The organism is Myxococcus vastator, assembly GCF_010894475.1.
Classification (GTDB): Bacteria; Myxococcota; Myxococcia; order Myxococcales; family Myxococcaceae; genus Myxococcus; species Myxococcus vastator.
In genome coordinates, this window is sequence record NZ_JAAIYB010000653.1 from 1 (window position 1) to 3507 (window position 3507).

The following is a 3507-nucleotide window of genomic DNA, read 5'->3' on the forward strand; positions in this document are numbered from 1 at the left end:
TTCTCAAAAAGAATCCGGCAGCGACCTACTCTCCCGCGCGGTTTCCCGCGAAGTACCATCGGCTCTGGAGGGCTTAACTTCCGTGTTCGGGATGGGAACGGGTGGAACCCCTCCGACATAGCCACCGGAAAACAAGCGACAGTGCATACAAAGGGTAAGTTTCAATTTCGTTTGAGCGAAGTCTCGCTGTGCGTATTTCAGTCTTCCAGGCGAGTGCGTGAAGCACTCGAGCCTCGGCCTTGGCCCCGAGTCCCTTACTCCCCTTGAGGGGGCATGCAAGAGAATGGGGAAAGTAAGCCTCACGACCAATTAGTACCGGTTAGCTGAACGTGTTACCACGCTTACACACCCGGCCTATCAACGTCGTAGTCTTCGACGGGTCTTCAGGGGCTTACGCCCGGGATACCTGGTCTTGAGGTCGGTTTCCCGCTTAGATGCTTTCAGCGGTTATCCAATCGGCACATGGCTACCCAGCGATGCCTCTGGCGAGACAACTGGTACACCAGCGGTGCCTCCAACCCGGTCCTCTCGTACTAAGGTCAGAGCCTCTCAAGTATCCTACGCCCACAGCAGATAGGGACCAAACTGTCTCACGACGTTTTGAACCCAGCTCGCGTACCGCTTTAATTGGCGAACAGCCAAACCCTTGGGACCTGCTCCAGCCCCAGGATGCGATGAGCCGACATCGAGGTGCCAAACCTCCCCGTCGATGTGAACTCTTGGGGGAGATAAGCCTGTTATCCCCGGAGTACCTTTTATCCGTTGAGCGATGGCCCTTCCATTCAGGACCACCGGATCACTATGACCTGCTTTCGCACCTGCTCGACGTGTCCGTCTCGCAGTCAAGCTCCCTTATGCCATTGCACTCGACGCCCGGTTTCCAATCGGGCTGAGGGAACCATCGCGCGCCTCCGTTACTTTTTGGGAGGCGACCGCCCCAGTCAAACTACCCACCAGACAGTGTCCCAATCCCGGCTGACGGGACATGGTTAGACACCAGAAATCAACAGGGTGGTATTTCACCGTTGCCTCCACCGAACCTAGCGGCCCGGCTTCAAAGGCTCCCACCTATCCTACACAGTCAATCCCTAGTGTCACTGTCAAGTTATAGTAAAGGTTCACGGGGTCTTTCCGTCTTGCTGCGGGTAAACTGCATCGGCACAGCTATTTCAATTTCGCTGAGTCCCTCTCCGAGACAGCGCGGAAGTCGTTACTCCATTCGTGCAGGTCGGAACTTACCCGACAAGGAATTTCGCTACCTTAGGACCGTTATAGTTACGGCCGCCGTTTACTGGGGCTTCGGATCATCGCTTCACCTTGCGGCTGACGAATCCCCTTAACCTTCCAGCACCGGGCAGGAGTCAGACCCTATACGTCGGCTTGTCGCCTTCGCAGAGTCCTGTGTTTTTGGTAAACAGTCGCTACCGCCATTTCTCTGCAACCTCTCTCGGCTTCGGCTGTACGCCTACACCTACCAGAGGCCCACCTTCTTCCGAAGTTACGGTGGAAATTTGCCTAGTTCCTTGGAGGAGAGTTCTCTCAAGCGCCTTAGGATTTTCTCCTCGCCCACCTGTGTCGGTTTACGGTACGGACACCCTGTAAGCTCCCTACGGGACTTTTCTTGGAAGCAGAGCATCAGCGACTTACCCCTTACGGGGCGCCATGGAGTCTCGGGGATAGCTGCCGCGCCTTTATTCGTACGCGACACCCCTACACCTTTAGACTGACACAACCACCGGTCAGCTCGCCTAGCTTTCTCCGTCCTCCCTTAGTTCAACGCTCACAAGATGGTGCAGGAATATTAACCCGCTTTCCATCACCTACGCCTTTCGGCCTCGGCTTAGGTTCCGACTAACCCTGGGAAGATTAACTTGACCCAGGAAACCTTGGGCTTACGGCGAGGGGGTTTCTCACCCCCTTTATCGCTACTCATTTCGGCATCAGCACTCCCAGTCGCTCCAGCCGCCTTTTCAGTCGACCTTCGCTGCAACTGGGACGCTCCCCTACCGCCACACGCTTTACGTGTGACCCGAAGCTTCGGCACTAGTCTTGAGCCCCGTTACATTTTCGGCGCGGCCTGTCTTGACCAGTGAGCTATTACGCTTTCTTTAAAGGATGGCTGCTTCTAAGCCAACCTCCTGGTTGTCAATGACCTGCCACATCCTTTCTAGTGTTCACTTAGACTAGATTTGGGGGCCTTAGCTGTCGGTCTGGGTTATTCCCCTCTTGCCAATGGACGTTATCACCCACTGACTGCGTCCCGGGATAACAATTGCCGGCATTCGGAGTTTGGTACGGTTTGGTAATCTGGTGAGACCCCTAGCCGTTCCAGTGCTCTACCTCCGGCATTGAATTGCCCGAGCCGATACCTAAATATCTTTCGGGGAGAACCAGCTATCACGGAGTTTGATTGGCCTTTCACCCCTACACACAGCTCATCCCAGAAATTTTCAACTTTCACGGGTTCGGTCCTCCATGCGGTGTTACCCGCACTTCAACCTGGCCATGTGTAGATCACCCCGCTTCGGGTTATAATACACGCAACTAAACGCCCTATTCGGACTCGCTTTCGCTCCGGCTCCACCTAACGGCTTAGCCTCGCTACGTATATTAAGTCGCCGAATCATGATGCAAAAGGTACGCTCTCGCACTGGGTTGCCCCGTAGTGCTCGAACTGCTTGTAGACATGCGGTTTCAGGTTCTTTTGACTCCCCTTACCGGGGTTCTTTTCACCTTTCCCTCGCGGTACTTGTTCACTATCGGTCGCCAAGGAGTATTTAGCCTTACCGGATGGTCCCGGCTGATTCAGGCAGGATTGCACGTGTCCCGCCCTACTTGGGTAACCCACTCAGCTCCAACTCGCTTTCGCGTACGCGACTATCACGCTCTTTGGTGCCTCTTTCCAGAAGCTTCCGCTAGCAAGTCAAAGTCCTACCGTGGACCCTCTACCCCGACGCCACTTTCGTGGTTTCGGTTTGGGCTGCTCCCATTTCGCTCGCCACTACTTTGGGAATCACTCATTGTTTTCTCTTCCTCAGGGTACTGAGATGTTTCACTTCCCCTGGTTAGCTCCATTCCACCTATGTATTCAGTGGAAGGTAACGCCGCTATTCGCAGCGCTGGGTTTCCCCATTCGGACATCTCCGGATCAACGCTCGGTTGACAGCTCCCCGGAGCTTTTCGCAGCCACCCGCGTCCTTCATCGCCTCTTGGCACCTAGGCATCCACCGCACGCCCTTAGTAGCTTACTTGCCCTAATCTCTTGTTTTTCACGCCCGCCTCACGGCGGTTTATCGAAACTCGAAACCAAGGCCCAGACTCCTGCTCTTCGCAGCAAGCCTGGAAGACTTCTTCTTTACCTACGCTTGATTAAAAGCACCTGACTGCTTCCCTCACCTTCGCCTCACGGCGTCGGCGGGTACTTTCGTCAGGGCTTCTGCGAGAACTTCTCTCAGCAGAAATTGAACTTACCCTTCGTATGCACTTGTCAAAGAACGCTTCTCTCAA

2 rRNA genes are annotated in these 3507 nt (G+C 54.7%); both read right to left on the bottom strand.

The annotated features are described in order from the left end of the window. Positions 1 to 12: 12 nt before the first annotated feature. A 5S ribosomal RNA gene (rrf, locus tag G4D87_RS35565) occupies positions 13 to 129 on the bottom strand. A gap of 159 nt (positions 130 to 288) precedes the next feature. Then, positions 289 to 3251: ribosomal RNA gene (locus G4D87_RS35570) — 23S ribosomal RNA — on the bottom strand. Between the last annotated feature and the right edge of the window lie 256 nt (positions 3252 to 3507).